The sequence below is a fragment of the Sorangium sp. So ce693 genome, from assembly GCF_051521375.1.
Lineage (GTDB): Bacteria > Myxococcota_A > Polyangia > Polyangiales > Polyangiaceae > Sorangium > Sorangium atrum.
In genome coordinates, this window is the sequence record NZ_CP150347.1 from 6,567,009 (window position 1) to 6,590,387 (window position 23,379).

General features: G+C 69.9%; 15 protein-coding genes. 2 read left to right on the plus strand and 13 right to left on the minus strand.

Annotated features, from left to right (window positions below):
* Positions 1-10: 10 nt before the first annotated feature.
* The 3 genes from WMF14_RS24325 to WMF14_RS24335 are packed head-to-tail and all read right to left on the minus strand — an operon-like array spanning position 11 to position 4,916.
* Positions 11-1,492, minus strand: a complete 1,482-nt coding sequence (locus WMF14_RS24325) for a cation:proton antiporter (protein ID WP_437330993.1) — start codon at positions 1,490-1,492, stop codon at positions 11-13.
* Positions 1,489-2,826 (minus strand): cation:proton antiporter, encoded by a 1,338-nt coding sequence (locus WMF14_RS24330; protein ID WP_437804039.1) that lies wholly within the window; start codon positions 2,824-2,826, stop codon positions 1,489-1,491. The genes WMF14_RS24325 and WMF14_RS24330 overlap by 4 nt, the downstream gene beginning before the upstream one ends.
* Positions 2,823-4,916: a mechanosensitive ion channel family protein gene (locus tag WMF14_RS24335; RefSeq protein WP_437804041.1), complete on the minus strand. Its 2,094-nt coding sequence runs from the start codon at positions 4,914-4,916 to the stop codon at positions 2,823-2,825. The genes WMF14_RS24330 and WMF14_RS24335 overlap by 4 nt, the downstream gene beginning before the upstream one ends.
* Before the next feature lie 156 nt (positions 4,917-5,072).
* On the opposite strand from WMF14_RS24335, the gene WMF14_RS24340 reads away from it, so the two are divergent.
* Together WMF14_RS24340 and thrS are read left to right on the plus strand one after the other, a co-directional pair.
* Positions 5,073-6,164: a glucokinase gene (locus WMF14_RS24340; protein ID WP_437804043.1), complete on the plus strand. Its 1,092-nt coding sequence runs from the start codon at positions 5,073-5,075 to the stop codon at positions 6,162-6,164.
* A gap of 341 nt (positions 6,165-6,505) precedes the next feature.
* Positions 6,506-8,773, plus strand: coding sequence for a threonine--tRNA ligase (gene thrS, locus WMF14_RS24345; protein ID WP_437804045.1), 2,268 nt, complete (start codon positions 6,506-6,508; stop codon positions 8,771-8,773).
* Between the two features lie 45 nt (positions 8,774-8,818).
* On the opposite strand, the gene WMF14_RS24350 is transcribed toward thrS, so the two are convergent.
* From WMF14_RS24350 to WMF14_RS24395, 10 genes are all read right to left on the minus strand, one after another.
* Positions 8,819-10,081, minus strand: coding sequence for an MFS transporter (locus tag WMF14_RS24350; protein ID WP_437804047.1), 1,263 nt, complete (start codon positions 10,079-10,081; stop codon positions 8,819-8,821).
* Between the two features lie 135 nt (positions 10,082-10,216).
* Positions 10,217-11,629 carry a chorismate-binding protein gene (locus WMF14_RS24355; protein WP_437804049.1) on the minus strand — a complete coding sequence of 471 codons (1,413 nt, stop codon included), beginning with the start codon at positions 11,627-11,629 and terminating at the stop codon, positions 10,217-10,219.
* On the minus strand, positions 11,626-12,780 hold the full coding sequence (locus WMF14_RS24360; RefSeq protein ID WP_437804051.1) for a 3-deoxy-7-phosphoheptulonate synthase: 1,155 nt from the start codon (positions 12,778-12,780) through the stop codon (positions 11,626-11,628). The genes WMF14_RS24355 and WMF14_RS24360 overlap by 4 nt, the downstream gene beginning before the upstream one ends.
* A gap of 28 nt (positions 12,781-12,808) precedes the next feature.
* Entirely contained in the window at positions 12,809-13,588 is a 780-nt protein-coding gene (locus WMF14_RS24365) for a 2,3-dihydro-2,3-dihydroxybenzoate dehydrogenase (RefSeq protein ID WP_437804053.1), read from the minus strand.
* 67 nt (positions 13,589-13,655) lie between these two features.
* Entirely contained in the window at positions 13,656-13,895 is a 240-nt protein-coding gene (locus WMF14_RS24370) for a phosphopantetheine-binding protein (RefSeq protein WP_437804055.1), read from the minus strand.
* Positions 13,892-14,533: an isochorismatase family protein gene (locus tag WMF14_RS24375; protein WP_437804057.1), complete on the minus strand. Its 642-nt coding sequence runs from the start codon at positions 14,531-14,533 to the stop codon at positions 13,892-13,894. The genes WMF14_RS24370 and WMF14_RS24375 overlap by 4 nt, the downstream gene beginning before the upstream one ends.
* A gap of 7 nt (positions 14,534-14,540) precedes the next feature.
* On the minus strand, positions 14,541-16,157 hold the full coding sequence (locus tag WMF14_RS24380; protein ID WP_437804059.1) for a (2,3-dihydroxybenzoyl)adenylate synthase: 1,617 nt from the start codon (positions 16,155-16,157) through the stop codon (positions 14,541-14,543).
* Entirely contained in the window at positions 16,154-20,320 is a 4,167-nt protein-coding gene (locus WMF14_RS24385) for an amino acid adenylation domain-containing protein (RefSeq protein ID WP_437804061.1), read from the minus strand. The genes WMF14_RS24380 and WMF14_RS24385 overlap by 4 nt, the downstream gene beginning before the upstream one ends.
* Before the next feature lie 21 nt (positions 20,321-20,341).
* A complete protein-coding gene (locus WMF14_RS24390; protein ID WP_437804063.1) occupies positions 20,342-22,060 on the minus strand; it encodes a thiamine pyrophosphate-binding protein in 1,719 nt (572 codons plus the stop codon).
* Positions 22,057-23,379, minus strand: coding sequence for a hypothetical protein (locus WMF14_RS24395; protein ID WP_437804065.1), 1,323 nt, complete (start codon positions 23,377-23,379; stop codon positions 22,057-22,059). Before WMF14_RS24395 ends, WMF14_RS24390 begins: the two co-directional genes overlap by 4 nt.

The window sequence follows — 23,379 nt, forward strand, 5'->3', positions numbered from 1 at the left end:
GGGCCGCGGCTCACCCGTGGCGCCCGAGGTTCGGCAGCGACCCGCGCGAGGCCTCGACCGCCGTCTCGCCGGCGCGGTCGAGCGCGTACTTGAAGAGGATCGGGCCGAACACCTCGTTCAGCGCCACGCACCCGACGACGAGCGCGCGGAAGCCCGCGCCGAGGCTCGGGAACGCGCGCTCGATGGTCAGGCTGATCCCGAGCGTCAGCCCGGCCTGCGAGACCAGCCCGCACCACGACCACTTCCTCAAGAGCGGCGGATCGTCCGCCAGCCGGTTGCCGATGCGGTTCGCGACCCACGTCACCAGGGCGCGCGACGCGCCGAAGAGCAGCGCGACGGGCCACATCTGCCGCAGGAGCGGCAGGTCGAGGTGCGCGCCGGCCGTCGCGAAGAACAGCACGAACACCACGCTCGCCGCGTCCTCGACCGCGTGCACCAGCTTCTCGCCCTGCTTCGACAGGTTCGCCACGACGAAGCCGGCCACCACGAAGACGAGCAGCGCGTCGAAGCGGAGGTACCGAAGCACCTCCGTCGCGCCGAAGCCGAGCGCCACGAACACCAGGATGAGCTGGCGGCCGATCAGCCGCATGTAGGCCGCGAGCGCGAGGCCGAGCGTCGTGCCGATCGAGATGCTCCCCAGGATCTCGCGGCCGAGCAGCTCCATCTCGTGCATCGACATCGTCGTGCCCGGCTCGAGGAGCGGCCGCACCGTGGAGAGCGCGACCGCCGTCACGACGATGACGATGATGTCCGACGTCATCACGAACGCGAGCGTGTGCATCGCGACGGGGCCGGTCGCGCGCGTCTGGGAGAGGATCCCGAGCACGGCCGAGGGGCTGCGGGTCACCGCGATGACGCCCCACAGGACGGCCACGCCGAACGCCGCCGTGGTCGAGAGCTCGGCCGCGAACGGCACCAGCGAGCGCGCCGCGTAGAAGACGCCCGTCATCGCCACGAAGACGAGCGCCGTCTGGACGACGTTGTGCAAGAGGATGCTCTTCAGGCTCTTCTTGACGACGTCGATCCGAAGCTCGGCGCCGCCCGCGAGCGCGATGAGCGCCAGCGCCAGCGCGTTGACCCGCGAGATCTCCTCCACCGCGTGGTGGTCGACGAGCCCCAGGACGTGCGGGCCGGCGACGATGCCCGCGAGGATGTAGCCCGAGATGTGCGGCAGGCGGAGCGGCTCGACGAGCTCGCTCGCGAGCGTGCCCGCGAGCAGGAGAAAGCCGATCGAGGCGACGGCCCCTGCAGGCCCGTGTTCGTGAGGGACAGCGCGCGTCGTGGCGTAGAGCAGCCCGAACAGGATCACGAGCGCGACCGCGTGCGTGAGGTGGTTCAGCGGCCCCTTGGGGGCCGACCCGTGGTGGCGCGCGGAGGGCGCGCCGTGCTGCTCGGCGGGCGCGGCCGGATCGGCCGGCGCAGCCGGGCCGGCGGGCGTGACCGGGCCGGCGGGCGCGGCCGGCTCGACCTCAGGGAGTGCTGCGGCGCTCACGGTGACACCTCTTCATTCCTCATCCCTCCCCCACGCTGCGCCGCGGGCGACGGCGGGGCGCCCCTCTCGCCTCCCTCGCCCGGCGCGGCGTCGCGCCCGGCGCGGCCCAGGCCGCGGCCGAAGAAGAGCGACTCCCGCTCGGGCGCGGCGAGCTCGCCGGCCTTGCGGAGCGTGGCGCGCAGCGCCTGCGGCCCGACGAGCTCGCCGAACACGGCCGCGGCCGCCGCGGCGAAGAGGACGGTGTGCCCGACCGGGCCCGGGAAGCGCAGCGCGAAGGCGAGCCCGACGCTCATCGCCACCGCGCCGGACGAGAGCAGCCCGAGGCCGAGCCACGGCGACGTCTCGCGCGCGTCGGGCGACACGACGCGGAAGACGAGCCCGGTCGCGAGCTTGCCCACGAGCCTCGCCCCGAGCGCGATCGCCACGATCCAGGGCAGGAACGGCGCCGCCTTCATGTTCACGTGCGCGCCCGCGAGCAGGAGCGCCGGCAGGATGACCGGCCGCTCGGTCGGCGCGACCATGGCGACGATCTCGTCGCGGTGCCGCGAGATGGCGGCGATCGTCACGCCCATCGCGAACGCCGCGAAGAGCGGCGACAGGCCGACCCGGGCGCTCGTGCCCATCGTCAACAGCGAGGTGCCGAGCAGCACGCCCCAGCTCTGGATCAGGCGGAAATCGCTCCCGAGGAGCACCACCGCGATGAGCCCGAGCACCACGCCGATGAGCGCCGTCACGACCGTCCACCCCCAGAACGGGATCGGCCACTGGGCCGTCGCCTGCGGGACGAGCGCGAACGCGCCGCCCATCATGAGCAGCGGGCCGAGATCGTCGCAGTCGGCGATGTCGGCGATGAGATCCGAGAGCTTGCCGCTCGCGCTGTAGCGCTGCGTGACCCACAGCACCGCGTGCCGCGTCGTCTCGGCGGAGACGGCGCCCACGCCCGCCGCGAGCAGCGCGCGGTCGCCGCGCTCGAGCGAGGGAGCGCCGTACGCCGCCGCGAACCAGACCGCGGCGGCCACCGCGCCGCCGGTCAGGAGGCTCATGAGCACGCAGAGCGCCATGCGGGACGGCCGCACGCGGCGGCTGCCGACGAAGCCGAAGTCGAGGCCGACGACCAGCGCGAGCCAGCCGAGCGCGACGCCCGCCACGGGCTCGAACGCGGCGAGCGACGAGGGCTCGAGCAGCCCGAGCGCCGAGGGTCCCAGCACGAAGCCGAGCACGACGTACTCGGCGCCGGAGGGGAGGCCGATGCCCCGGAGCACGCGGCCGCTGACGAGCGAGCTGCCGAGGTACGACAGCACGAGGAGCCCCATCAGGAGCCAGACGGCGTTCACGAGGCGGCGCCCCGGTCGACCGGCGCGGGCGCGGCGCGCCGCGCGCCCCCGGAGGACGCCGGCGCGCGCCCGAGCGGGATCTCCGCGGCGACGAGGGCCTGCGCCACCGCGATGAGCCAGCGGCTGCGCACGTCGTCGCCGTCGCAGGCCATCGTGGCCCGGAAATGAGCGCCCCCCTCGTCGATCGCGACGAGCGCGGCGCGGGCCCGGCTGCCGAGGCCCGAGCCCGTCTTCAGGAGCAGCTCGCGCACCCGCTCGAGATCGGCGGCGGGGTCGACGCTGATCTCGACGGCCACGACCGGAGGGCGGCCGCGGATGCGCGTCGGGTGGAACAGGCTGAGCAGGTGCGGCACGCGAACGACGCAGCCGTCCTCGTCCTCGAGGCGCGCCTCGATCAGCGTCAGCTCGCGGACCCGCCCGGCGCGGCCGCCCACGTCGGCGATGTCGCCGACGCGCAGGCGCCGCCCGTAGATGACCGAGAGGCCCACGGCCGCCGACGCGATGAGCGGGGCGCTGGCGAGCCCGGCCGCCGCGAGCACGACGAAGCCGATCCGCGTGAGCGCCCCCTCGTCGGTGCCGGTGATGAGCGGGGCCGCGAGGAGCAGCGCGGCCACGAGGATGCCGAAGCGGACAAGGACGCCGGTGGCGACCGCGAGATCGGACGGGAGCCACCCCAGCGACGTCTCGCCCCGGCTCACGCTCCCGAAGAACAGCCCCACGAAGCGGATGACGACGACGACCGCGAGCGTCGCGAGGATCGCGAGCACGAGCACCGGGACGCTCCGCGCGATGCGCCCCATGAGCTCCGACATGGGCGCGAGCACGAGGCCGGTGAGCTTCTCGCTGGTGCCGCGCGTGGAGGCGAACAGGGAGAGGGCGAAGAGGATCCAGATGTAGGCGATGCCCAGCCTGACGAGGACGCCGGCGGCGCCGAGCGCGACCGAGAGCGCGCCCTGCGACGCGGCGGGCCGGAGCATCTCGATGCCGCGGACGCGCAGCGCCGGGAGCCTCTCCGGATGCTCGGCGACCCAGGCGTGCCCTCGCTCGACGAGCTCGCCGACCTTGCGGAGCAGGAGCAGCGCGATCAGCCCGGAGAAGACGAGCAGCGAGAACGAGAAGACGCTCGTCGCGAGGCGGCTCCGGCTCTGCTCCTTGGCGAGGACGTCGCGCACCGTGCCGGCGACGGCGGCGGCGTGGGCCGCGACCGTGGTGTGGCCCGCCGCCGCCGCGTCCTCGAGGCCCAGGTGGACGAGCGGGCGGTCGCCGACGTAGACGACCGCCACGCCGTCCTGCTCATCGACGCGGACCTCCGGGACCGCCTTCTCCTGGGCGGCGCTCTCCAGCACGCGCGCCGCCTCACGGGCGCGCTCCGGGGGAGAGAGGCTGCCCCGGTGCACGCGGAGGGCGAAGACCGTCCTGCCGAGCAGCTCGACGCGCGCCTCGGGCTGCTCGACCACGGGAGGCGAAGGCTGGGGGTCGGGAGCCACCGGCGCGCCCTGGTCAGCGGCCGGGGCCGGCGGCGCGACCGACGCGGACGCCGGCGCAGGCGGCGGCGCGGGAGGCCGCGCGACCGGGGCGGGCGCCAGCACGACCTCCGCGGACGCGGGCGTGGCCGGCTCGGGCGATGGCACGACCTGGACGAGCGGAGGCTGCACGGAAGCCGGCGCGGGCGCGAGCTGCGTGGGCTCGAACGCGGCCTGCGGGGGCGCGAGCTGCGAGGGCGCGGGGGCCACCTGCGAGGACGCGGGCCAAGCCTGCGAGGGCGCGGGGGCCACCTGCGACGGCGCGGGCCAAGCGTGCGAGGGCGCGGGCCTGGCCTGTGAGGGCGCGGGGGCCACCTGCGACGGCGCGGACGCGGCTTGCGACGGCGCGGGGGCCACCTGCGACGGCGCGGACGCGGCTTGCGACGGCGCGGGCGCCGCCTGCGACGGCGCGGGCCTGGCCTGCGACGCCGCGGGCGCGGCTTGCGACGCTGCGGGCGCGACCCGCGAGGGCGCGGACGCGGCCTGCGCCGGCCCGGCGAACGCAGCGCCGGCGGGAGCGATGAGGCCGGCAAGCGCGACCAGGAGCGCGGGGAACAACCGCTGCACGCTGGCACTCTCGGCCGGAGACAGGCCGCCGGTCAAGCGGCGCCGGACGCGAGACGGCCTCGGCCGCCAGCCCGCGACAGGCGACGCGCGATCGCCTCGCGGTGGTCACGCGCGCTCGAGCCCGCCCGGAAACCTCGATCCCTCCGCGCTCGCTCGATGATGGATCGCCTTGCCGCCGAGGCAGGGCGCTGGCAGGGCGCCCGCGTGGCAACGACCAAGAGATCGGTGGCCCCGTCGCTGCTCGTCGGCGACATAGGAGGCACCAACACCCGGCTCGCGCTCTACAGCGCCTCCGGCGGCCGGCCCCTCTCCGAGGCCGTCTTCCGCAGCCGCGAGCACGCGAGCTTCGAGGAGATCGCCCTCCCGTTCCTCGTGCGCAGCGACGCCCCCCACCCCGCCGTCGCCGTGCTCGGCGTCGCGGGCCCCATCAAGGACCAGGTCGCCACCGTCACGAACCTGCCCTGGCGCCTCGCGGAGCGCGAGCTGTCGCGCCGGCTCAAGATCGCGCGCGTGCTCCTGGCGAACGACCTCGTCGTCGGCGCCACGGGCTGCCTGCACGTCGCCCGCGCGTCCATCGAGCCGCTCACGGAGCGCAGGCCGCGGCCGAAGGGGAACAACGTGGCCGTCATCGCCGCCGGCACGGGGCTCGGCGAGGCCCGGCTCATCTGGGACGGCGCCCGGCACGTCACGCTCCCGACCGAGGGAGGTCACGCCGACTTTGCCCCGCGCTCCGCGGTCGAGGCCGAGCTGTGGCGCTTCCTCGCCGAGCGCCACCCGGACCACGTGAGCTACGAGCGGGTCCTCTCCGGCGACGGGCTCGGCGCCCTCTTCGACTTCTTCTCCCGCGCCGCCCGCGTGCCGCGCGCGATCGAGCGCCGCCTCGCCGAGGGCGACCGCAACGCGGCGATCGCCGAGCTCGGGCTCGCCCGCGCGTTCCGGCCCGCCGCGCGCGCGGTCGATCTGTTCGTCGAGATCTACGGCGCCGAGGCCGGCAACCTCGCCCTGCGCGAGCTCGCGCTCGGCGGGATCTTCGTCCTCGGGAACATCGCGAGGAGCCTCGTCACCCAGAGGCGCGAGCTCTTCATGAAGTCCTTCCTGAAGAAGGGCCGCCTCACGCCGCTCCTCGAGGGGGTGCCCGTCGCGGTGGTCACCGATCCCCTGGTCGGCGTGCGGGGCGCGCTCGCCTTCGCCAGAGGGCTCTCCGCCGCGGAGCGGCCCCGGGCCCGCGCGGCGTCCCGGCGGTCCTGACGCCCCGTGTCCTCGCGCCCATGACGGAGGCATGGAGTCGCGCGCGCGACTCCATGCCTCCTGCCGAATCGGCGCCGTCGGTCCAAGGCGGATGAGCGCGAGTTCGCCCCGAGGCACCGAGAGGCCATATCGCCCCGCGCCGCCTCGCGCCGGGCACGATCCGAGCAGGAGCGGCCGAGCTCCTCGCGCTCGGCCTCACGCGTGAGGCCACGCGTGGCCTCACGCGTAGATCGAGCGGCCGCGCGCGGCCTCGCGGCGTTGACACGTTGGAGCCACGGTGCTTTAAGACCGACACACCTGACGCTCGTACAGTCGGGGGAAAGAGAAAAGAAGGTCACGTCATGGCAACTTCGGTCATTCTACCTGATGGGAAGGCCCTCGCGCTCCAGGATGGCACCACGGCGTTCGACGCCGCCAGGGCCATCTCGCCGAGGCTCGCCGAGGCCGTCGTCGTCGCGCGCGTCGACGGGGCGATCCAGGACCTCCGCGTGCCCCTCCGGGACGGCGCGAAGCTGGAGTTGCTGAAGGCCGATACGCCCGAGGGCAGGGACACGATCAACCACTCGGCCGAGCACCTCCTGGCGACGGCCGTGCTGCGGCTGTTCCCGGGCGCCAAGGTCACGATGGGTCCGAAGAACCATGGTGACGAGTTTTATTACGACTTCGATGTTGCCGGTCGGACCTTCACCCCTTCCGACCTCGAGATGATCGAGGCCGAGGTGAAGAAGCTCATCGAGCAGAAGATCAAGTTCGAGTGGCAGCTCGTCCCCAAGAAGGACGCGCTGGGCGTCTTCGAGGGGCTCGGGCAGAAGAACGAATACAAGACGGAGATCCTGTCCTGGATCCCCGAGGACAGCGTGTCGATCTACCGCTGCGGCGAGTTCGTGGATTTCTGCCGCGGCCCGCACCTGCCCCACGCGGGGTTCATCAAGGGGCTCAAGATCACGTCGTCCTCGGCGGCCTACTGGCGCGCCGACGCCACGAAGCAGTCGCTCCAGCGCGTGCGCGGCGTGGCCTTCCCCAACAAGGACGACCTCGACAAGTACGTGCGCCGCCTGGAGGAGGCGAAGAAGCGCGACCACAGGACGCTCGGGCGGGATCTCGAGCTCTACCTCGTCTCCGAGCGCTACGACACCCACGCGTACTCCGAGAAGGACGAGATCGACCTCTACGTGGGCGTGGACGCGGAGGCGCCCCTCGACCGCGCGCTCGTGGAGCACGCCCTCGGCGCCGCGGCCTCGGCGTTCCCCGGGCGGACCATCCGGCGAACGGTGAAGTTCGGCGAGGCGCCGAAGGCGTCGGCGGACGGCGCGGGCGGCAGCAACGAAGAGGCGCGCCCGCGCCTGCACGTCCGGCTCCGCGGCGCGGCGGCGCAGGAGTCGAAGAGCGCCTTCAGGGCCGCGGTGAGCGCCCGGAAGGACGCCGACGTCGAGGTGCACTTCGAGCCGCACTACGTCGAGGAGATCGGGGCCGGCCTCGTCATGTGGCTCCCGAAGGGCGGGCTCCTGCGCACCATCATCGAGGACCAGTGGCGCAAGATGCACCTCGAGGAGGGCTACGACATCGTCTACTCGCCGCACATCGCCAAGGCGGACCTGTGGAAGACGTCGGGCCACTGGGACTTCTACCGAGAGGGGATGTTCTCCCCCATGTCGGTCGACGGCCACGACTACTGCTGCAAGCCGATGAATTGCCCGTTTCACATCCTCATGGTCAAGAGCCGGACGCGGAGCTACCGCGAGTTCCCGATGCGCCTCGCGGAGCTCGGGACCGTGTACCGGTACGAGGCCGCGGGCGTCATGCACGGCCTGATGCGCGTGCGGGGGTTCACCCAGGACGACGCGCACCTGTTCTGCCGCGCGGACCAGGTCGAGCAGGAGATCCACCGCGTGCTCCGCTTCATCCTGAAGATGCTCCGCACGTTCGGATTCGAGCAGTTCGACATCAACCTCTCGACACGGCCGGAGAAGTACGTCGGCGACCTGGAGGACTGGGCCAAGGCCGAACGCACCCTCGAGGGCGCGCTCCAGGCTCTCGGCCTCGAGTACCAGGTGGACCCCGGCGGCGGGGCCTTCTACGGGCCGAAGATCGACATCAAGCTGGTCGATGCGCTCGACCGCAGGTGGCAGTGCTCGACGCTCCAGTACGACTTCAACAACCCCGAGCGCTTCACGCTCGGGTTCGTGAACGCCAAGGGAGAGCTCGAGCAGCCGATCATGCTCCACCGGGCGCTCCTCGGCTCGATCGAGCGGTTCATCGGTGTGCTCCTTGAGCACCACGCGGGCGCCCTGCCCGCGTGGCTCTCACCGGAGCAGGCGCGCGTCGTCACGGTGTCGGACAAGCACAACGATCACGCCGAGCAGGTCACCCAGGCCCTGCGCGCTCACGGCATCCGGGCGAGCTTCGTCCGGAGCTCGGAGAAGCTCGGCGCGAAGATCCGCGAAGCGCAGGTCGAGAAGATCCCGCATATGCTGGTCATCGGCGACAAGGAGGTGGAGGCGAAGGGCGCCACCGTCCGGCTGCGTGACGGGAGCGACCGCGGCTTCATGAAGACCGAGGCGCTCGCCGAGTTCTTGCGCGAGCAGTGCGCGATCCCCGACGTGACGTGACGTTCCACCGCGGCGCCGTGGGGCCCTTCTCCAGGGCCCCCGGCGTCAGGTCGCCTCGGCTGCTCGCTTGAGATCCGCCCCTCGGAGCTGCGCCACGAATGCCAGGCCGAGCGCAACGAACGCCAGACCGAGGACGAAGGCGAAGCGGAGCCCTCGCGCGAGATCGGTGGGGTCGACGCCCTCCGTATCACCGATGAGCGCGCCCATGAGCGTGACGCCGAGGCCACCGCCGAGGCTGCGCGCGAACATGAGGACCGCCGTGAGCGCGCCGAGCTCCTGCCGGGGCGTGCACTCCTGAGCGCCCACGAGCAGACTCAAGATGATGGCGCCCATCCCTGTCCCGGCGACGAAGCCGCACGCGCCGATCAGGGGGAGGGGCGCTCCGGTGAGCGCGACAAACCCGGCGAACGCCGCGACGAGGAGCCCGGCGCCGAGCCGCGCGAGCCGCGGTACGCCGAGCCGCGGCAGGACCGCGCCAAGGCTCATCGACGCAAGGGTCCACCCGAGCACCATCGGGGTGAGCAGCAGACCGGCCGCGGTCGCCCCTGTGCGAGCAACGCCTTGAGCATAGAGGGGGAGATAAGACACCGTTCCAAAGAAGGCTGCGCCGGCCAGGAAGTTGCCGATCACGGCGACCCGCGGGAGTCGAGCCTGCAAGAGGCGCAACGGCAGGAGCGGCGCCGGGTGCCGGCTCTCGATGCGCAGCGCCCAGGCGAGCACGACGACGCTGGCGACCAGGAAAGGCCAGTTGCGCGCTTCCAGGCCCCATACGAGCGCGCCGCTGCCCGCGGTGAACAGAGCGGCCCCCGCGAGATCGATGGGGGCCGCCTTCTCGGGGATCGGCGACTCTTCGAGGAATCGTCCCACGAAGGCCGCGCCGATCAGGCCGAAGGGCATGTTGAGGTAGAAGACCCACCGCCAGCTCGCATGATCGACGAGCAAGCCCCCCACGAGGGGGCCGATGAGCCCTGACAAGCCCCAGACACCGCTCAACATGCCCTGGATCCGCGAGCGCTCCTTGAGCGGATAGAGCTCGCCGACGATGGCGAAGGTCAACGTGCCGAGCGCCCCCGCGCCGAGGCCCTGCACCGCGCGCCCCGCGATGAGCGTCAGCATGGAGCCCGCCGCGCCGGACAACGCGGAGCCGGCGAGGAAGAGGAACACGCCGAACAGATAGAGCCTGCGCCGTCCGAGCCGGTCCGAGGCGCGTCCCCACAGCGGGCTCGTCACGGTCATCGACAGCATGTAGACGGCGAACGGAAGTGCGTACCAGGCATGGCCGCCCAGCTCGCCGATGACGGTGGGCATCGCGGTAGCCACGACGGTCGACTCGAGGGCTGCAAGGAATAGCCCGAGCGCCAGACCGACGGTTGTGAGAGTGCGAGACGATGCGCTCATCAAAAAGAACCTGCTTTCCTTCTTTTCACACCGGAGTCGCCAGCATCAGCCGACGAGAAACTCGCTCGTGAGGAATGGGCTCATCTTGAGAGACGTCTCGAGCCATTCCCGGTACGGATCGCTCCCCTTCACGATTCCACTGCCAGCGTACACGTGAATATTGTTGCCGCTCATCTTCGCTGTGCGGATCGCGAGCGCAAATTTTGCACTATCGTCCAAGGTAAAGAAACCGAAGGCTCCCGTATAGAAGCCGCGATCGATCTTCTCGTAGGCGCGAATGCGTTGCCCGCTCAACGCGATGGGCTTACCCCAGATCGTCGCCGGGGGATATACCGCGGAGAGCGTGCCGAACACGTTCATGCCCGGCTTGACCATTCCGGTGATGGTGCTCTTGAGGTGCTGGACATAGCCGAGATCGATGACGTTGCGAGACTCGACCCGCTTGATCGACCCGGGCACGCAAACCGCGCTCAGATTCTCGTAGAACATCCTGGCGGCCGTCTCGTGCTCTTCCGTCTCCTTTGCGTCGCGGAGGAGCTCCTCGCGGTACCGGCCGCTCTTCTCCCTCGCGTCGGAGCCCTTTCGCGTGCCTGCCAGAGGCTCGACGACGATGTCGGCGCCCTGCTTGATGAGGAGCGTCTCTGGCGATACACCGACCCACGAGTCCCCGCCTCGCCAGCGGAAGACGTATTCATACTTCTTGCCTCGCGCGGGGGCGGTCACCCGGAGCAGCAGGATCGGCGAGATCTTCGTCTGGAGCGTGAGACGAACCTCACGCCCGATGACGACCTTGTCCTCGGCTTCACCCGAGAGCTCGCGGATCAGGCCGACGAGCGCGTCGACGTACTCGCGGCACTCGGGGATCAGCTGGCGCTTCGTCACGCGCGGGTTGGTGGACAGGCTGAACTCGTAAGGGAAGGTCACGAGCCGCGCCCCGACGTCGTGCAGATCGCCGCTCTCGAAGTGAGTGAAGCTGCACTCGCCCGCGGCCAGCCGGCACGCGACGCGTGGGATCGTGAAGACGAGCGCCTCGCCGGGCCTCTTGGGATCGATGCCGCATCGCCATCCGCCGAGGAAGAGGGTCGACGGCGGCAGCCCGTGGTGGCACGCAAGGAAGGGCCTGAGCTCGTCGACGAAAGCCGCGACGGCCCTGAACAGCTGCTCGTGGAAATCGGCCTCAGGGTCGAGCTTGCACGAGCGCTCGCGTTCGACCGTCTCTCCGTTCACGAGCCGCAGCTCGAGGGCGTCGCCTGCGTTGTGGCATTCGATCGAGAGCTCGCTCCCGACGGCCACGATCGACGTGGTCCCCTCCTCGGAGGTGTGGCTGAAGAGCCCGAGGAACTCGTCGGCGAAGGCCGGGTAGCGCGCCTCCAGCGCTTGCGCCACCGCGGACGCATAGACGTCGACCGTCACCTCCGGGTGCGGGTTGTCGAACGCAATGACACGGGTCGTCTTCATTGGGTCCTCGCGTAGACGTGGGCAACCTTGCTGCAAACCTGGAGCGTCTTCTCGAACAGCCGCCCGCCCTCGGCGGGGGCGGGGTCGCGCTCGTCAGCGTCCCCGCCCGCGGGGGCCCGACGCGAGGACTCGATGTGCAGCCCTCCGAGTCGGCTCCCTTCGGCCAGGTGCGCGGATGCGGTCCTCTCGACCTCGGCGCTCACCTCCGCCATCGCCGCGTCGAGCGGCTGCGCCCTCGAGTCCGCCCGCACCGGCGCCGACATCCAGACGACGGGGGCGTGAGCGCCCTGAAACACCCGGACGAACTCCCGCAAGGGCTCGAGCTGACTCCCGAGGCTGGTCATCACGACGATCTTTCCCGCCTCCTTCCGCGGGTTGAGCGCCGTGTAGATGGAGAGCAGCTCCGACGCGGAGAGATCCGGCCCGACGCGGACGCCGATGGGGTTGTCCACGCCGCGAAGGAACTCGAGATAAGCGCTCCCGGCGCGCAGGTGCTCCGCCGCGAGCCACAGGATGTGCGCGCTCGAAGCGTGATAGCTGGCCGTGGACGAGCACCTCCGCACCAGGGCCTCCTCGAAGAGCAGGTTGGCCACCTGATGAGATGTGAAGACCCGGAGCCCACACTGACGCATCGTCGCCAGCGTCGCCTTCGCAGCCTCGTAGGCCCACAGCATCCGCCTCGCGTCGGGCGTCCGGCCCCACGGGTGCGGCGACGGGTCGTTCACCATCTCCCCGTAGTAGCTGGTGACCGTCACGCCATCGACGACCTCCGTCGCGCGGAGGGGCGTTTGCGCGTAGCTCCCCGCCGCGAGCGCGATGGAGATCACCGGCTTGTCGAGCATGAAGCCCACGTAGTTGCTCATCGAGCCGAGCGTCGCCATGCGCGCGGAGACGTGACCCGGGCTCGACTCCCTGAACCGTTCGTCGGTGTCGCCCATCTGCAGGACGAACGCTCGTCCTTCGGCCACGGCCCCGAGCTCCGCCTTGAGGCGGCGCACCTCCTCGGCGTCCACGAGGCCCGGGAGCTCCGAGAGCCGCCCGGTCACCGCCGTGACCTCCTGGCCGGCGTAGGGGGGCACGCAGCGCTGTTCCATGGTTCGCCACCCCTGCGGTCGCCAATACTGTTGTTCGCAGCGCTGAAGATTGTTCATTTCCACGTGTGCCCTCTCTACGGTGATCTCAGCCAAGGGTGGCGCCGCCGTCCACGACGAGATCGTGCATCGTGATGTGGCGCGCCTCGTCCGAGAGGAGAAACGCGACCCCTCGCGCGATGTCGTCTGGCTCGGCGACGCGGCCCAGCGGGATGCCGACGCGATAACGGCCCGGATCGCCCTCGATGAGCCTTCGATGCGACTCCGCGGAGTCCCCGGTGAGCAGGCGGAGCATGGGCGTATCGGTCGAGCCAGGAGAGACGGTGTTGCAGCGGATGCCGTGCCTGGCCAGCTCGAGCCCCATGCACCGCGTCAGCATCGTGACCGCCGCCTTCGAGGCGCAGTAGGCCGCCATTCCGACGCGCGGCGTGCTCGCAGCGTTGGACGCGACCGTGACGATCGCGCCCGATCTCCGCCGCGCCATGCGCCGCGCGACGGCCTGCGAGACGAAGAAGACACCGCTCGTGTTGACGTCGAACGTCTCCTTCCAGCTCTCGGCGGTGGCCGCCTCGAACGCGGCCGGCCGGAGGATCCCGGCTGCGTTGACGACACCATCGAGCGGGCGCGCCTCATCGGCGACCGCCACGACGGCTTCCACCTCCGAAGGGACGCGGATGTCGACGCGGCGCGGCTCCACGACGCGCTCGCGCTGGTTCAACTCGGCCGCGAGCGCCTGCAGGGCGTCGCCCTTCACGTCGACGGCGTGGACGAAGCCCCCCTGCGCGACGAGCATCCGCGTGACCGCGGCCCCGATGCCCTGCGCAGCCCCGGTCACCAAGAAGGACTTGTCCTCGAATCTCGGCTTCATCGAATGTGTCACGTGTTCGTGCCTCCCCGCTCCTCTCCGCGCGGCCAATTCGGGCCCGAGGTGGGCGTCAGCGGACGAGATCCCACCACTCGTCGAGGCTCCGCCGCTCCGCGAGCTCCACGAACCCCACGCGGGCGCCCATCTTGCGCCACTTCTCCGCGAGCACGAGGAGGCGGACCGAGTCGAGGCCAGCGTCGAACGGATCGCCGATCCTGGCCGCGTCCTCTGCGCTGACGCACAGCACCTCGGCCACGTCGGCGAGAAACCGGTCGCGCGTGAGGCTGTTTTCACCGAGCTCCGGCGTCAAGATACGCCTCCCAGCTGATCGAGCAGCTCGGCGGTGGTCGACACCTTCCCTGAGCAGCTCGCGATCTGGCTCAGCGCCATGCGGTGATACTCGAGCGAGAAATCGCCGAGCGCGTCCGCGGCGACGAACGGCTGGACGCCGGCCATGAAGGCGTCGAGCGCCGTCGCCTGGCAGCCGATGTGCGCGTAGACGCCGCAGATGATGAGCTGTTCTCGACCCGATCGCTTGAGCATCTCCAGCAGCTCGCTCTGCTTGAACGCGCTGTAACGGTGCTTGACGATCATGTGGTCGCCAGGGGACGGCTCCAGCCCGCGGACGATGCTCCGGGCCTCCCCGTCTTCCGGCATGCCGGGCCCCCAGAAATCCAGGAGGAGCCCGCGCTCGGCCTTGCTCTGGCCCCCCGGCTGCGCGGTGTAGACCACCGGGACGTCGCGGAGCTTGCACGCCCTCCGGATCGCGTGGATCCGTTCGACCAGCGCGCCGGTGAACGCCGCCGATTCATACGGCTTGAGGAAATAGTTCTGCATATCATGAATCAGCAGAGCTGCGCGCGCCGGCTCGACCCTCCAGGAGTGCGGAGCGCGGGCGAAATCGATCACGGTGGGCAGGTCATAGGACTTGATTCGCGGGATTCCCATATCGTCCTCAAGGCAACGCATCGGCAGAGCCGCCGTGCTGCTTCCTAAGTTGCTTCCTGTCGATCTTCCCGACGGTCGTCTTCGGCAGCGACGGCACGAAGCGGACCTGGTCGGGCACCTTGTACGCCGCGACGCCGCGCCCGCGCACGAAGGCCCTTATCTGTGCGGCGGTCAGCTCGCCCTCCGGGTCTGCGACGACGAACGCACACGACGCTTCGCCAAGGTAAACGTCCGGTATCGAGACGATCGCCGCCTCCCGTACGCGCGGGTGGGCGAGGAGGTGCCCCTCGACCTCCTCCGCCGCGATCTTCTCGCCGCCGCGGTTCACCTGGTCCTTCGAGCGCCCGGCGACGACGAGGTAGCCGTCGTCCCGCCGCGCCACGATATCGCCGGTTCGATAGAAGCCGTCGGCCGTGAAGGCCCGCGCGTTGTGCTCCTCGGCGTTGAGGTAGCCGCGGATCGTGTAGGGCCCACGCACGAGGAGCTCGCCCGGAATGCCGTTCGGGACCGGCTGATCGTCCTGGTCGACGATGCGCAGCTCGTCGTCCACGGAGATGGGCCGCCCCTGCGTGTTCAGCACCCTCTCCGAGGGGTCATCGAGCCGCGTGTAGCAGACGAGCCCCTCGGACATGCCGTAGACCTGCTGCAGCCGACACCCGAGCGAGGATTGCAGGCGAGCAGCCATCTCCGCGCCGAGCTTGGCGCCGCCCACCTGGAGGAATCGCAGGCTCGACAGATCGCACGTCCGCTCGGCGTGGAGCCAGGCCAGCGCGAGGCTCGGGACGAGGGCCGCGAACGTGACCTTCTCTCGCTCGATGATGGAGAACGCGGTCGCTCCGCTCGGATCGATCGTCATGACGACCCTGCCCCCCGCGCAGAGCGTTCCCAGGATGCCCGGCGAGCTCAGGGTGAAATTGTGACCGGCCGGGAGGGCGCACAGAAAGACGCTCTCGGGCGTGAGCCCGCAGATCTCGGCGCTCGCCCTCACGCTGTACAGGTAGTCGTCGTGGGTGCGCGCGATGAGCTTCGGCAGGGCGGTACTGCCGCCAGAGAGCGTGACGAGCGCGGGGTCGCTGCCTGCCCGCTCCGGCCGCTCGTTCGGACGCCCATAGAGGGTTTCGAAAGGAACGAACGCCCCTGGGTCTCCGACCACGATGACCCGCTCGACCCGGGGGATCCGCGAGACGACCTTCTCGGCGATCTTCCGGTAATCGAAGCCGAGCGCCTTGTCCCGGATCACATAGGCCTTTGCGCCGGATATCTGGAAGATATGGGTGATCTCCGAGATCCGATCCGACGGGAGGGCGAAGACGGGGATCGCTCCCAGCCGGAAGAGCGCGAAGATCACCTCGACGAACTGGACGGTGTTGGGGAGCTGGACGACGACGCGATCGCCTGGCGAGAGCCCCAGCGCCGCCAACCCGTCGGCCAGCCGGTCCACCCTCGCGTCGAGCTCCGCGTATGTGAGGTTCACCGGCCCGTCCGTGACGGCCACGCGGTCCGGCACGCTTCGCGCAACCCTCCTCAGCATTCCGCCGAGCGTCTCGCCGGTCCAGTATCCCTTGGCGCGGTAGGCCGCAGCGAACGACTCGGGCCACCTCGGAAACTCGAATGCATCGCTCACGACAGCCCTCCTCGAGGCGCGAGAGCCCCCATACAGGCCTCCCGCGACGCGGGGCCGAGCTCGACGCGCCAGCCGGCAGGTATCTCGGCGAACTGCGGCCACAGCGAGCGCTGGCCTTTCTCGTTGGCGAGCAGCCAGAACGAGCCGTCGGCCTCGTCGAAGGGATTATAGAACGGCCGCAGCTTGCGCGACGCGCGACCGCCTCTCGACGTGGCATGGGCGAGGAGCCGCCTCTCCAGGATCTCCGCCAGCGCGGCGGCGCGATCCGTCACGAAATAGTGACCACCTCCCTCGATGACGGACAGGCTCACCTGCTCGGAGAACGCTCTCCAATCGAGGTACCGGGTCTGATAGCCCTCGGTCAGCGGATCGCTATCGCCGACGACGGCGTGGATCGGCGCCGCGAGGCGCTGCGGCGAGCTCGCCCTCGCGGCGAAGAACGTCGCCGTCTCCATCGAGTCGTGCTTCGTCATGTCGGCGATGGCAGCGAGGGTCTCATCGTCCAGCACGTCCTTGAACCCACCGAGGCTGCGCAGGAACGTGATGATGTCGCGCCCCGTCCGTCCGGATACGCCGGACAGGACCGCCTGGGGGTCGTCATCCGGCAGCATCGCGCCGATCACGAGCTCCACGAGCTCGGCGCCGGCGCTCTCCAGCTTGCTCGCGATGGCCAGGGCGATGGCGTTTCCGGCGCAATGCCCGTAGACGGCGATCGGGCCCTTGATGCTCGCCATGACCTCTCTCACGACCCCGTCGGCGACCGCCTCGATGCTCAGGAGCTCCTCGCCGGGCTGTGTCGGATCATGACCGGGCAGGTTGACCGACCAGCACGCGACGGATCCGGGGAGGCTCTCGACGAGCTGCCTGAACGCGAGCGCGTTGCCCCCGGCGAAGGGCACGCACAGCAGGTTGACGCCGGCGTCGCCGGCTCCGCGACCGAAGGCGTGGAGGAGGCTCCCCTGCTTCTGCTCGGCGGCGCCTCCGCCCGCGCGGAGAAAGTCCGCGCAAGCACGCGGCGTGGGATCCTTGAAGAGGGCCATCACCGGCATACCCAGCGCGCGGCACACGCGGATCGCCTTGATCGAGTCGCCTCCGAGCTCGAAGAAGTTGTCGTCGATGCCGATCCGCTCGACCCCGAGGTGGGCGCTCCAGCCCTCGATGACGCGCTCGTCGAGGGCGTCACGAGCGGGCTCCACGCGACGCTCCGAGGTGACCTTGATCTCGGGGAGCGCTCGCCGATCGACCTTCCCGTTCTGATTGAACGGCAGCGCGGCGAGGACCCCGATGGCGTGCGGAACCATGTAGGGCGGCAGCCGCTCGCGCAGGTAGTCCCGAATCGATTCTGCGTCGACCGCGCGCGGCGACGCGGCGTCCGTGGCCGGAACCACGTGCGCCACCAGCTTCGGATCGCCGAACGCGTCGACTTGCACGGACGCGACCGCGTCCGAGATGGACGGGTGGTCGCGCAAATGCGACTCGATCTCGCCGAGCTCGATCCGATAGCCCCGCACCTTCACCTGCTGATCGCTCCGGCCCACGTACTCGAGCAAGCCGTCCTCGTGCAAGACCGCGACATCGCCGCTTCGGTACATGCGTGTTCCAGGAGGGCCATAGGGGTCGGCGACGAACCTGACAGCGTCGAGCTCGGGTCGGTTCAGGTACCCTGGCGCGAGCCCCTCGCCGGCGACGTACATCTCACCGTAGCCGCCAACCGGCACGGGGCGCAGCGCGTCGTCGAGCACCATGACGCGCAGATCGTCGTACGCCCTGCCGATGAGGCTCCCGCTCTCGGCCAGGACCTGCGACCTCGTGACGAACTGATACGTCACATTGATGGTCGTCTCGGTGATGCCGTACATGTTCAGGAGCTTCGGCTTGCCCTCCTCGTGGCGCCTGAACCAGGGCTTGAGGCGACCGAGATCCAGGGCCTCGCCACCGAAGCATTGATATCGGAGGCTGAGCTGCGACGCGAGCTCCGGGCGATCCTCCTCGGCTTCCATGAGACGGTAGAACGCCGACGGGATCTGTCCAAACACCGTCACCTTCTCCTTGACGATGAGCTCGAGCAACGCCTCGGGGGCGCGCGCGATCTCCGGCGGGACCATGACGAGCCGCGCTCCGTGCAGCAGCGCTCCCCAGATCTCCCAGACCGACGCGTCGAAGACGTAGGAGAAGCACTGCGTCCAGACGTCGTCACGCCGGTACTCGAACCACCGATCGGTGGTCTTGAACAGCCGTACGACGTTGTGATGCGTGATCTTGACGCCCTTGGGCTTGCCGGTAGAGCCGGACGTATAGATGATGTAGGCCAGGTCGTCGGCGGACGGGCTCCCCGCCGCACGCCTCCACGGCGTGAGAGCGGCAGTCGCTGGCCGCGCCGACGCGAGCTTGTCCGGCTCTATGACCAGCGTCTTGAAGGGCGACGATCCCACCTTGCGCACGTTGCCGGCGTCGGCCAGGAGGAGGACAGGCCGCGTGTCGGCCAGGATCGCGTCGATGCGTCCGGAGGGCGCGTCAGGGTCGATCGGCACGTAGGCGGCGCCGACCTTGAACGTCGCGAGGATGGCGACGATCGTCTCGACAGACCGCTCGATCAGCAGGGCGACCCGCGGGTTGCCGACGAAGTCGGCGGCGCCGGCCATCGCGCTCGCTAGCCGGTTCGCGCGGGCGTCGAGCTCCGCATAGGTGATGTGCTCATCGCCCAAGGTGAGCGCGACGGCCTCCGGCGCCTCGAGCGCTCGCTGCTCGAACGCGCCGATCAGTGTCCCGGTCTCCACGCCGCCCGGCGATCGCGCGGCGCTGGCCGCCCGCTGCGGCGCGAAGAAGAAGCGGCGCTCTTCCGAGGTGAACGCGTCCAGGCGGCCCACCGGCGTGTCGACGCCATCGGAGAACCGCTCGAGGAACTCCAGGAAGCGGGCGACGTTGAGGCGCAGCTCCTCCTCGCGGTAGAGCGCCGGATTGGCCATGCCGATCAGGCGCAATCCGTCGTCTCCGGCCCCGGGCTGGACCAGGAACGACAGATCATCGGCCGGCCCTGCGCTCAGCATCTGCGGCGCTCCCCGCTGCCCGCCAAAGTCCAGGTCAGACGTGAAGAGGTCGACGTTGATCTGAGGCCCCGTCAGGCGGCGATCCTCCCCGAGGAGGTGGCAATCGCGGCGGACATCCTCCGCCCGATACCGCTGGTGGAGGCGCATCTGCGAGAGCTCGCCTGACACGCTGGCGAGGACGCCGCGCACCGTATCATCCGGCCGGATCCGGACGTGCAACGGAAGCACGTTCGCCATGGTCGAAGGAATCCTCGTCGCGACCGAGCCGAGGCGATTGAGGAAGGGGATCCCGAGCACGACCTGCTGCCGGCCGCTCACCCGGCTCAGGAACACGCCGAAGGCAGCGATGAGCACCGGAACCCAGTGGGCGGATGCTCCCTCGGCCATGCGCTGCAGCCTCGCCACCGTCTGCTGCGGTATGCGGGCGTCGCACCGCAGGAAGCTCCTCGACGGCAGCGCGACCTCGCCGGTGAAGCTCGCGACGTCGGTCCCCCGGGCGCACTTGTCACGCCAGTACGCCCGGTCCCTCCGGTGCGCGTCCGATCCCTGATACGCCTGCTCGCTCTCGATGAGGGCAGCGAGAGGACCGAACGGCGTCGGCGAGATCTCCTTACCGCCGGCGAGGCACGAGTAGAGCTCGGCCACGCGCTTGAAGAACATCGACATCGCGAAGCCGTCGAGCGCGATGTGATGCGATTTGAAGTACCACCACGAGCAGCGCGCGCCGAACTGGAAGTGGCGCGTCGAGAACAGGCGACCGCTGCCAAGGTCGATCCGGGCGGTGAGATCCCGCTCCATCCAGGCCCTGGCCTCCGCCTCCGGCGAGGGGTGCGCGCTCAGGTCGATCAGGGGGCAGTCGAAGGCGAGCTCGGGCTCGATCACCTGGACCGGAGCGCCTTGTTCGTCCCCCTCGTTCTCTCGAAACCGAGCGCGCAGCACGTCTGCCTCGTTCACGGCCCTGGCGAGGGCGCGCAAGAGGCTAGAATGGTCGAGCCTCCCCTCGACGACGATGACGCTCGCGACGTTGTACGCTGCGCTATCGGGATCGAGCTGGTGGCCCAGCCAGATCGGCTGCTGGGCTGGGGAAAGCGGTAGTACGCGGGCAACCTGAGACATTCTTCCGCTCCTTGGCCAGGCTCACTGCTTGGGCAGGTGCTGCTGCTGCTTGATCCCATGGAAGAAGCGCTCGCACAGGTACGAACGCATCGAGGGGTCGATCACCGCGTCGATGAGGATCGGCTCGTCCAGATCGAGCGCCTGCGCGAGCTGCTGGCGGAGATCGGCGCCGGTCCTCGCGGTGAACGACTTGACGTTGATATAGTGAGCGAACCTCGAGAACTCGAGGTGCTCCTGCCGGATCAGCGCGTGATCGCTCTCGTCCGTCGAGAGCGACGTCCACCTGCGGTTGTTCAGCACGATGACGATCGGACTCACCCCGAATCGCTTCGCGTGCATGAGCTCGAGCCCTGTCATGTGGAACGCGCCATCGCCGACGAGGACGATGGGGCGCTTGCCGCTGCCGAGCTGATAGCCGATCGCTCCCGGCACAGCGATCCCCATGCTCATGTAGAGCGACGACGTGAGGACGTCGGCGGGGCGCATGCTGAGCGACATGAAGAACGAGTCGCCGCAGTCCACGACGAGGACCGCGTCCGGCTCCGCCGCGAAATACCGATCGAGCTCCTGGGTGACCGTGAACGGGGTCAGCGGCTCGCTGTCGGGCTCCTCGCGGACGTCCCTCTCGGAGCTCGACGGCGCGTCGCCGGCCTCGAGAGAGCGGGGCAGCCCGGGCTGCTGAGGCGCGGCGACCTCCGCCAGTGCGGAGACGAACTCCATCGTGGTCGCCGCAAAGATCTTCCGGCCAACCCGGACACGACCGTCGTAGGCGTGAACGAGCCGCCCCACGGGGACGTTCCCCGCGACGCCCATATTGACGTCCGAGTTCGGCTCGCCGACGAGGAAGAGCAGATCGCACCCCTCGACCAGGGTACGGGTGGCGAGGTCGGGCGATGCCGGACCAGCGAAGACACCTCGGTAGTTCGGGTGGGCAGGGTCGAGCGTCCCTTGAGACATGGGCGTCGCCACCCAAGGCAGCCCGAGCGCATCGACGATCCGCTCGGCCGGCCCCTCCAGCCGAAAGCGCTTGAGCTCGAGCCCCGGCACGAACACCGGCCTCGAGGCCCCGCGCAGCAGATCGAGCGCGTGGCGCGCGGCGCTGAACGCGTCCGCGGAGAAGCGCCCCGGCGTCGGCGGTGCCGGCGCCTTCCTCGGGACATGACGGACCTTCGTGAGGTAGAGGTCCCGAGGGATCTCGACGTAGACCGGGCGGGACGCCTCGAGGGCGACGCGGAGGGCGTCACGGATCTGCTCCGCGGCCACGTGCGGATCGTGGATCCGCGCCTGATGTGCGGTCACCTCGCGCATGATCCGGTACTGCGCGTCATGATCCGTGACCTGATGGTGAAGGAAGATCTCGGCTTCCCGCTCGCGCTTGCCGGGACCGCCGGACACCACGATCAAGGGGACTCGCTCCACATAGGCCTGCGCGATGGCGTTCGTGGCGTTGAGGACCCCCACGCCGTAGGTGAAGCACAGCGCGCCCGGGACGCGCCGCGCGACCGCATAGCCCAGCGCGGCGAGCGTCGTGCCGTATTCGTGCGACATCGTCCGGAGCCGCAGCCCGCTCGTGCGCTCGAGTTCGCGCGACAGCTGCATCGTGAAGTCGCCGGGAATGCAGAACAGATCTTCGATGCCGTGCTCGAGGAGGACGCTGCCGACCATCTGGCCGAGCGTCATCTCCTCCGACGCGCGAAGGATCGGCTGTTCGATGAACGCGATAGGTCGAGCGGCGGTCACTTGAGAGCTCCACGGCACAAAGAGGTCAACAACTCCTGGTCGAGCCCCTGGTCGAACGAGTACTTGAGGGGCGCGAGCGGGAAGCCTCGGAGGAACTCCTCGACACGCGCCGCGACCATGGCAGGCTCTATCTTCTTGAAGTAGAGATCACCGATGAACCCGGCCACCGTCTGGAAGTCCTTCTCGACGAGGTTACGGCGGGTCATCGCCTGGACGCCCATACGGATGCCGTGCACCCCGGGTTTGCCGGGGATCTCGATGTTGGTCGAGCGGATCCCGCCCTGATGGAGCGTGTTCATGCAGAGGTTGAGCGCCTTGTCCGGGGTTCCCACGGCGAAATGGACCTGGTGCATCTCGGTGAAGCCGAACTCCTCCCCAGAGACGTCGAAGCCGAGGTCGTACAGGTGCCGAGCCAGCGCCTTCGCGTTCTTGACGACCTGCTGCGCATACTCACGGCCAAACACCTCCATCTCCTTGAGCGCCACCCACAGCGGCGGGAGCAGCTCGGCGTGGCAGTTGCTCTGAAGGTGCGGACACAGCCAGATGGAGGTCTCTGCTAGCAACGGGTGGCCGCTGGATCGAAATCCAATATAGCCCTTCTGCGGACCGGGGACGGTCTTGTGCGTGTTGCCGTGCACCACGTCCGCGCCGCACCGCAGCGGCGAGTCGAAGACCCCGCCCATGATGAGCCCGCCATCATGGCTCATGTCGTACGTCAATGTGCATGAGTCGGGCAGGACGGCTCGGATCTTGTCGAGCGGCTGCCAGCGCAGCTTGAAGGACTGATCGAGGATGACGATCTTGATGCGAGGGTTCTTTCGCACCATGTCGTCGAGCCGCGCGACGTCGATGAGGAGCGACCTCGGGTCCACCGGGAGATGGAAGATCTCGATGCCCGCCTTCGACGCCAGGGCCTCCAGGGCGAAATGGCCACCATCCCTGTGCGCGAAATGGACCATGCCGTCGCCGCGCTTGCAGGCGGCCAGCATCAGCGCCTGCTCCGCGGGAGAACCGCCGTTCGGTCGCCAGTCGAACGTCTCGGATTTGACGAGCGATCTCCCGAGCCCGCGGACCATGTCGGCGAGCTCGTTCATCTGGCCGGATTCGGGGAAATACCACTCCCCTGGCGGCACGTCGAAGGGGAACGAGACATGATAGAAGGCGCCGGCGGTCGCGCTCGACGTGAAGCGCACGAGCGCGCTCGGGTAGTTCTCGTTTGCCGTGAGGCTGAGGGTCCGCTCCCGGTACCGGTAGTCCCGCTGGAGGTTGTCGGTCAGGATGCTCGCGGCCTTCATCGCCTCGAATTTTGCGTCAGCCAT

Bases quoted from the DNA above. Each gene is read 5' to 3' on its own strand.
- WMF14_RS24395 (WP_437804065.1), bottom strand. From the start codon at position 23,379: ATGGCTGACGCAAAATTCGAGGCGATGAAGGCCGCGAGCATCCTGACC.
- WMF14_RS24350 (WP_437804047.1), bottom strand. From the start codon at position 10,081: ATGCCCACCGTCATCGGCGAGCTGGGCGGCCATGCCTGGTACGCACTT.
- WMF14_RS24375 (WP_437804057.1), bottom strand. From the start codon at position 14,533: ATGGGAATCCCGCGAATCAAGTCCTATGACCTGCCCACCGTGATCGAT.
- WMF14_RS24340 (WP_437804043.1), top strand. From the start codon at position 5,073: ATGATGGATCGCCTTGCCGCCGAGGCAGGGCGCTGGCAGGGCGCCCGC.
- thrS (WP_437804045.1), top strand. From the start codon at position 6,506: ATGGCAACTTCGGTCATTCTACCTGATGGGAAGGCCCTCGCGCTCCAG.
- WMF14_RS24360 (WP_437804051.1), bottom strand. From the start codon at position 12,780: ATGAACAATCTTCAGCGCTGCGAACAACAGTATTGGCGACCGCAGGGG.
- WMF14_RS24355 (WP_437804049.1), bottom strand. From the start codon at position 11,629: ATGAAGACGACCCGTGTCATTGCGTTCGACAACCCGCACCCGGAGGTG.
- WMF14_RS24365 (WP_437804053.1), bottom strand. From the start codon at position 13,588: ATGAAGCCGAGATTCGAGGACAAGTCCTTCTTGGTGACCGGGGCTGCG.
- WMF14_RS24385 (WP_437804061.1), bottom strand. From the start codon at position 20,320: ATGTCTCAGGTTGCCCGCGTACTACCGCTTTCCCCAGCCCAGCAGCCG.